The following is a 7183-nucleotide window of genomic DNA, read 5'->3' as shown; positions in this document are numbered from 1 at the left end:
ACTCCCAGCAGGCACAGCACTCACAGCACTCCCAGCAGCAGGCTCCCCAGCCCCCGCAGCACCCGGCGGAGCCGGGCAGCCGTCCGGGCTACGGCTACCCGCCGCCGGCCTACGGACAGCAGCCCTACGAGCAGCCGTTCCAGCAGCCGGTCCAGCAGCCGTACGAGCAGCCCTACGAGCGGGGCGGCTACGAGCGCGGCGGTCCCGAGCGCGGCGGCTACGAGCCGGGGCGCCCCGCCGAGCCCGGCGGCTACGAGCCCGGTGGCTTCGAGCAGGGCGGTTTCGAGCAGGGCGGCTACGAGCCGCAGCCGTTCGAGCCGCAGTCGTTCGAGCCGCAGTCGTTCGAGAAGGCCCCGCCGCCGCCCCCGGCACCCTCCCGGCCCTCGGCGCCGGCCCAGCCCTCGCAGCCGTTCCCGGACCAGGACGGCTACGAGCGCAGCGGACCGGTCTACGCCCAGCCCGGTGACGACCTCGGCACCTCGTTCCGGCTCGCCCCGCCCGGCGACGGCGCTCCGGGCCGGACGCCGGGCCAGGCCCCGCCCGCGGCGCCGGTGCGCACCAACTGGATCGCGGTGGTGAGCGCCGACCGCGAGTACTTCACCGACATGATGATCCGCAGCGGCCCCGAGGCGGCCGGGCTGTTCTTCCCGCCGTACTGCCCCGACCGGCGGATCCCGCTGACCGGCCGCGGCCAGCTGCGGATCGGCCGGCGCAGCCAGCACCGCGGCACCGTCCCGGAGATCGACCTGTCGGTCGCCCCGGAGGACCCGGGCGCCTCGCACAACCACGCCATGCTCGCCGAGCAGGCGGACGGCAGCTGGGTGCTGGTCGACCAGGACTCCACCAACGGCACCACCGTCAACGGCAGTCCCGACCCGGTGCCCCCGCACACCGCGATCCCGCTGAACGACGGCGACCGGATCCACATCGGCGCCTGGACCACCATCACGGTGCACCGCAGCGCCTGAACCGGCTGTCCCGGCCCCGGCGGAGCCCTCCGGCTCCACCGGGGCCGCGGGTTTTTCTCATGCTTTGCTCAAGCACCTGTCAAGATCTCCACACCTGGCCCTAGGGTCTGGAGTCATGACTGAAGCAATATCCGCTGACGGGATCCGGAAGCGGTACGGGGATGTCCAGGCCGTCGACGGAGTGTCACTCTCCGTCGCGACTGGCGAGTTCTACGGCATTCTCGGCCCGAACGGGGCCGGCAAGACCACCACACTGGAGATCCTGGAAGGGATCCGCGAGCCGGACGAGGGACGGGTCGAGCTGCTAGGCCTCGCACCCTGGCCGCGCAACACCGCGCTGCTGCCCAGGATCGGCGTGCAGTTCCAGGCCTCGGCCTTCTTCGTGAAGCTGACGGCCCGTGAGACCATCCGCACCTTCGCCTCCTTCTACGGCATCGGGCCCAAGCGCGCCGACGCCATGCTGGAGCGGGTCGGCCTGACCGACTCGGCCGGGGTGCTCACCGACAAGATGTCCGGCGGCCAGGCGCAGCGCCTGTCCATCGCCTGCGCCCTCGTCCACGATCCCGAACTGGTGTTCCTGGACGAGCCCACCCCCGGCCTCGACCCGCAGGCCCGCCGCAACCTCTGGGACCTGCTGCGCGACATCAACGCCGAGGGCCGCACCGTGGTGCTCACCACCCACTACCTGGACGAGGCCGAGGTGCTCTGCGACCGGGTCTCGGTGATGGACCACGGCAAGGTGCTGAAGACCGGCACCCCGGCCGCGCTGGTGCGCGAGATCGACGACACCGTCCGGGTCGGCGTCGAGTCCGGACAGCTCACCGCCGCGCGGGCGCGCGAACTGTTCGCCGCCGCCGGGGCCGAGATCACCGGGCTGGAGGACGACGGCGCGACCCTCTCGCTCTCCACCCGGCTGCCCGCGCCGGTGCTCTCGGTGCTGGCCGAGCAGAACGCCCTGCGCGGCCTGGAAGTGCGCGGAGCCACCCTGGAGGACGTCTTCCTCCAGCTGACCGGACGGGAGTACCGCGCATGAGCACCACCTCCACCCCCGTACGCCGGCCGGAGTCCGGCAGCGAGAGCGCCGGGACCGAACGGGTCAGCGCCTTCGCCGGCCTGACCCGGGTGATGCTGCTCGGCTTCGTCCGCGACCGCGGCGCGCTGTTCTTCGTGCTGCTGATGCCGCTGATGTTCCTGCTGATGTTCGGCGCGCTGTTCAAGAACACCGGCGCCCCGCACGTGAAGGTGGCCGAGGTCGGCCAGGTCCGGGTCCTCGACTCGGTACAGGGCGATGGCCGGGCCGAGCTCGAGAAGGTCCTCACCATCAGCCGGGCGGACGACGAGAAGTCCGCACTGGAGAAGCTCCGCAAGGGCGACCTCGACGGCGTGCTCAGCGAGGGCGCCGACGGCACGGTCAACCTCCGCTACAGCGCCACCGACCAGGTCAAGGCCGGCAGCGTCCAGGGCATCGTCAACTCGCTGGTGCAGGACGCCAACCAGGCGGCCTCCGGGAAGGCTCCGGTCTTCACCCTGGTGCCCAGCCAGGTCGAGGACGAGTCGCTGAAGCCGATCCAGTACCTGACGCCGGGCCTGCTCGGCTGGGCGATCGCCACCGGCGCGGTCTACGGCGCCTCGTTCACCCTGGTGAGCTGGCGCAAGAAGCGGGTGCTGCGGCGGCTGCGGCTGGCCCCGGTCTCGCCGGGCACCGTGGTCGGCGCCCGGGTGGCGGTCAGCCTGGCGATCGCCCTCGCCCAGACCGCGATCTTCCTCGCGGTGGCCACCACGCCGTTCTTCGGGCTGAAGCTCACCGGCAACTGGTGGCTGGTGGTGCCGCTGGTGCTGTGCGCGACCATCGCCTTCATGTCGATCGGCCTGGTCACCGGCGCCGCCGCCAAGAGCGAGGAGGCGGCCAACGGCATCAACCAGATGATCATCCTGCCGATGTCGTTCCTCGGCGGCGCGTTCATCCCGCTCGACGGCGCCCCTGGCTGGCTCACGACCGTGTCGCACTTCCTGCCGCTGCGCTACCTGGTGACCTCCGCGCAGGCGGTGCTCAGCCGGGGCGGCGGCGTGATGGACGTCCTGCCGTCGATGGGCGGACTGCTCGCCTTCTCCGCCGTGATGTGCGCCATCGCGTGGCGCTTCTTCAACTGGGACGACGCGTAACGGGCCGTCCCGCCGCTCCCTCCCGAGGGACCCCGCCCGGGGGTCGTACGCCGGAAGTCCCGGTGTACGGCCCCCGGGGCCGTCTGGGACCATGGTCGGGTGAACGAGATCCGGCGCGAGACGCTCAGCGAGGAGACCTTCTACCAGGCGGTCGGCGGGGAGCAGACCTTCCGGCTGCTGGTCCACCGCTTCTACCAAGGCGTCGCCCAGGACGAACTGCTGCGGCCGATGTACCCGGAGGAGGACCTCGGGCCGGCCGAGGAGCGCTTCGCGCTGTTCCTGATGCAGTACTGGGGCGGCCCGCGCACCTACAGCGAGCAGCGCGGCCACCCGCGGCTGCGGATGCGCCACGCACCGTTCGCCGTCGACCGGGCCGCCCACGACGCGTGGCTGGGGCACATGCGGACGGCGCTCGACTCGCTGGAGCTGCCCGCCGAGGCCGAGCGGCAGCTGTGGGACTACCTGACCTACGCCGCCGCGTCGATGATCAACACGGCCGGCTGACCCAGGCCGGCGAGCGGCCGCCGTCCGCGGCCGCGCTCAGATCAGCGGGCTGAGGCCCAGCCCGGCACCGGGTGCGGCCGCCCGCCGCACCGCGACCGAACCCGCCGGGGCGCTCAACCGCAGCCAGCTGCCCGCCCGGTGCACCGTGAGCGGTGCGCCGGGCTTCAGGAAACCGATCACATAGGCCGCGTGCGCCGCCCGCAGCGGCAGCTCCGGCGCCGCACCGAGCGGCCGGGTCCAGATCTCGTCGGCCAGCTGGTCCAGCACCTGCCGGGTCCGGTGGTGCGCCGGAACCTGCTCGCTGCGCTCCTTGAACTCCCGTACCGCAGCCATCAGTTCGGGGTACACCAGGTGCGCGGACGGCTCCCCGGCCGGCTGCCAGCCGGTCCGCGGCGGAAGCAGGCCCGCCCAGGCCGGGCCGGTCACCGGCGCCGGCACGGCGAACGAGCCGTCCGTCTCGTCCACCAGGTCCAGCAGCAGGCCCGCCGACACCGTCACGTCGACCGGGGTGTCCAGCTCCGCCAGCCGTGCCGTACGGATGGCGAGCACGCCCGAGCCGCCCAGCGGCAGCCGTCCGAACACCGCCAGCACACCCTCGCCGCCGGCCCCGCCCACCGCGGCCACCGCCTGCAGACGGACGGCGGCCGCCCGGTCGAAGCGCAGCAGCCGGACCAGGAAGGCGGCCAGGTCGGCGGCCTCACCGGTGTCGACGAGTCTCAGGCGGGTGGTGGTGGTCAACGCAGGTCAGCTCACTCGGATCGCGGGGTGCTCGGTGCGCACGGGGTGCTCGGTCCGCGCGGGGGTCTGGCGGCCGGACGCGGAACCGGTGCGACGCTCCGGCCGTGGAGCCGGCCCGCACACCGATACGCGCATCAGACGGCCGCGACGGCCCTGGCGGTACCGGCCGCCTCGCCCTGGACGCCCCGGCCGGCCGGGACGCGCTCGCCGGCCCGGACCTGCCGCGCATCACCGGCGCTGCCGGTGCTGTCGGCGCTGTCGCCCTGGTCGGCGTCGTCGGTGTAGCGGCTGAGGAACTCGCGCTCCACCGCGCTGATCCGCCGCGGCCGGCCCTCGGCCAGGTTGTACGGGACGACGACGGTCGAGGCCTTGACGTACACCGTCTCGGCGCCGTCCTCGGCGACGTCCTTGATCTCGTACGCGACCGTCAGCGAGGCACCGCCGATCTGGGTCACCCAGGTCTCCACCGTCACCGGAGCGGCCCGGTGGGTCAGCGGCCGCTTGTAGTCGATCTCGTGCCGGGCCACCACGGAGCCGCCCGCGAACTCACCCGCACCGGCCTCGGCGGCCCGGTGGAACATGAAGTCGATCCGCGCCTCCTCCAGGTAGCGCAGGAAGACCACGTTGTTCACGTGGCCGAAGGCGTCCATGTCGGACCACCTCATGGGGCAGGCGTAGATGTGGCGGGCCACGGTGAATCTCCTCCGATCGAAGGGCCGGCGACCGGCCCCGTCTGCCGTCCGCACAGCCTCGCGGCTCACGGGCGGCCGCCCGGCAGGGCGCCGCACGGGCAGCATGCCGGGCCGTTGTTGCGTCGGCGTTGCCGCCGGCCGTCCGGATCCGGACGGCCGGCGGGCCGGCTGTCTAGCCCCGGGTCAGCTTCTTGTAGGTGGCCCGGTGCGGACGGGCGGCGTCGGCACCCAGCCGCTCGATCTTGTTCTTCTCGTAGGACTCGAAGTTGCCCTCGAACCAGAACCACTTGCTCTCGCCCTCGTAGGCGAGGATGTGGGTGGCCACCCGGTCCAGGAACCAGCGGTCGTGGGAGATGACCACGGCGCAGCCCGGGAACTCCAGCAGCGCATTCTCCAGCGAGGAGAGCGTCTCGACGTCGAGGTCGTTGGTGGGCTCGTCGAGGAGCAGCAGGTTGCCGCCCTGCTTGAGGGTGAGCGCCAGGTTCAGGCGGTTGCGCTCACCACCGGAGAGCACCCCGGCCGGCTTCTGCTGGTCCGGGCCCTTGAAGCCGAACGCCGAGACGTAGGCGCGGGACGGCATCTCGACCTGGCCGACGTTGATCCAGTCGAGGCCGTCGGAGACGACCTCCCACAGGGTCTTCTTCGGGTCGATGTTGGCGCGGCTCTGGTCGACGTAGCTGATCTTGACGGTCTCGCCGACCTTGACCGTTCCGCCGTCCGGGGTCTCCAGGTCCTGGAGCATCTTGAACAGCGTGGTCTTGCCAGCACCGTTCGGGCCGATCACGCCAACGATGCCGTTGCGCGGGAGGGTGAAGCTCAAGTCGTCGATCAGGAGCTTCTCGCCGAAGCCCTTGGAGAGGTTGTTGACCTCGATGACGATGCTGCCCAGACGCGGGCCCGGCGGGATCTGGATCTCCTCGAAGTCCAGCTTCCGCATCTTGTCGGCCTCGGCCGCCATCTCCTCGTACCGGGCGAGCCGGGCCTTGGACTTGGCCTGCCGGCCCTTGGCGTTGGAGCGGACCCACTCGAGCTCGTCCTTGAGCCGCTTGGCGCGCTTGGCGTCCTTCTGGCCCTCGACCTTGAGACGGGACTGCTTGGTCTCGAGGTACGTGGAGTAGTTGCCCTCGTACGGGTAGGCGCGGCCGCGGTCGAGCTCCAGGATCCACTCGGCGACGTTGTCCAGGAAGTACCGGTCGTGGGTGACGGCGACGACGGTGCCCGCGTACTTCTCCAGGTGCTGCTCCAGCCAGTTCACCGACTCGGCGTCGAGGTGGTTGGTGGGCTCGTCGAGCAGCAGCAGGTCCGGGGCCTCGAGCAGCAGCTTGCACAGCGCCACCCGGCGGCGCTCGCCACCGGAGAGCTTGGTGACCGGCCAGTCGCCGGGCGGGCACCCCAGCGCGTCCATGGCCTGCTCGAGCTGTGCGTCGAGGTCCCAGGCGTTGGCGTGGTCCAGGTCCTCCTGGAGCCGGCCCATCTCCTCGAGCAGTTCGTCCGAGTAGTCGGTCGCCATCAGCTCGGCGATCTCGTTGAACCGGTTGAGCTTGCCCTTGATCTCCTTGACGCCGTCCTCGACGTTCTCCAGGACGGTCTTGGACTCGTCGAGCGGGGGCTCCTGCTGGAGCATGCCGACGGTGAAGCCCGGCGAGAGGAAGGCATCGCCGTTGGACGGCTGGTCCAGGCCCGCCATCATCCGCAGCACGGTCGACTTACCGGCGCCGTTGGGGCCGACGACGCCGATCTTCGCCCCGGGGAGGAAGCTGAGCGTCACGTCGTCAAGGATGACCTTGTCGCCGTGTGCCTTGCGCACCTTGCGCATGGTGTAGATGTATTCCGCCACGTGAGATCGCTCCGGCGTCGTCGTGAGTAATCGGCTTGCAGCCTTCCATTGTGCCGCACCGGGCGGGGCCGCACTGACGGCCGGGCCCCGGCGGGCGGCCCCGGCGACGCGACCCGACCGGGCGCGGGCGCCCCGGAAGTACGCGTGAACTCCGCGGGAACTCTCCCCGTGCTTCCCCGAACCCGGTACTCCTCCAGCACTCCGCCGGAACTCCCCCGGACTAAGGTCGGCGCAGCGTGGCTGCGGGCGGGGCGAGCGCCGGGCAGGGCGGGGCGGGGCGT

At 71.8% G+C, this 7183-nt stretch carries 7 protein-coding genes; 4 read left to right on the top strand and 3 right to left on the bottom strand.

The genetic code is table 11. From position 1 onward, the window contains the following. From AA75_RS51710 to AA75_RS08535, 4 genes are all read left to right on the top strand, one after another. A partial coding sequence (locus AA75_RS51710) for an FHA domain-containing protein (RefSeq protein ID WP_033819222.1) occupies positions 1–968 on the top strand: 968 nt, incomplete at its 5' end. A gap of 115 nt (positions 969–1083) precedes the next feature. Beyond that, complete coding sequence (locus AA75_RS08545) at positions 1084–2001, top strand: ABC transporter ATP-binding protein (protein WP_033819221.1); 918 nt, start codon at positions 1084–1086, stop codon at positions 1999–2001. Then, complete coding sequence (locus AA75_RS08540) at positions 1998–3131, top strand: ABC transporter permease (RefSeq protein WP_233288966.1); 1134 nt, start codon at positions 1998–2000, stop codon at positions 3129–3131. Before AA75_RS08545 ends, AA75_RS08540 begins: the two co-directional genes overlap by 4 nt. A gap of 99 nt (positions 3132–3230) precedes the next feature. Further along, positions 3231–3635, top strand: coding sequence for a globin (locus AA75_RS08535; protein ID WP_033819220.1), 405 nt, complete (start codon positions 3231–3233; stop codon positions 3633–3635). A gap of 36 nt (positions 3636–3671) precedes the next feature. Here AA75_RS08535 and AA75_RS08530 read toward each other — a convergent pair whose 3' ends face one another. The 3 genes from AA75_RS08530 to ettA all read right to left on the bottom strand — a co-directional run bounded on the left by AA75_RS08530 (position 3672) and on the right by ettA (position 6902). After that, the gene (locus AA75_RS08530) at positions 3672–4373 is read right to left on the bottom strand and encodes a hypothetical protein (protein ID WP_051812013.1); all 702 of its coding nucleotides are present in this window, start codon (positions 4371–4373) and stop codon (positions 3672–3674) included. Positions 4374–4507: 134 nt separating this feature from the next. Further along, positions 4508–5065 carry a thioesterase family protein gene (locus AA75_RS45310; protein WP_082526350.1) on the bottom strand — a complete coding sequence of 186 codons (558 nt, stop codon included), beginning with the start codon at positions 5063–5065 and terminating at the stop codon, positions 4508–4510. 172 nt (positions 5066–5237) lie between these two features. Then, positions 5238–6902 (bottom strand): energy-dependent translational throttle protein EttA, encoded by a 1665-nt coding sequence (gene ettA / locus AA75_RS08520; RefSeq protein ID WP_033819219.1) that lies wholly within the window; start codon positions 6900–6902, stop codon positions 5238–5240. Positions 6903–7183 lie beyond the last annotated feature (281 nt).

It is taken from the genome of Kitasatospora sp. MBT63 (assembly GCF_000710465.2).
Taxonomy (GTDB): domain Bacteria; phylum Actinomycetota; class Actinomycetes; order Streptomycetales; family Streptomycetaceae; genus Kitasatospora.
Note: the sequence above shows the minus strand (reverse complement) of the source record. Positions and strands in the feature narration are given on the sequence as shown.

Bases quoted from the DNA above. Each gene is read 5' to 3' on its own strand.
- AA75_RS08545 (WP_033819221.1), top strand. From the start codon at position 1,084: ATGACTGAAGCAATATCCGCTGACGGGATCCGGAAGCGGTACGGGGAT.
- AA75_RS08540 (WP_233288966.1), top strand. From the start codon at position 1,998: ATGAGCACCACCTCCACCCCCGTACGCCGGCCGGAGTCCGGCAGCGAG.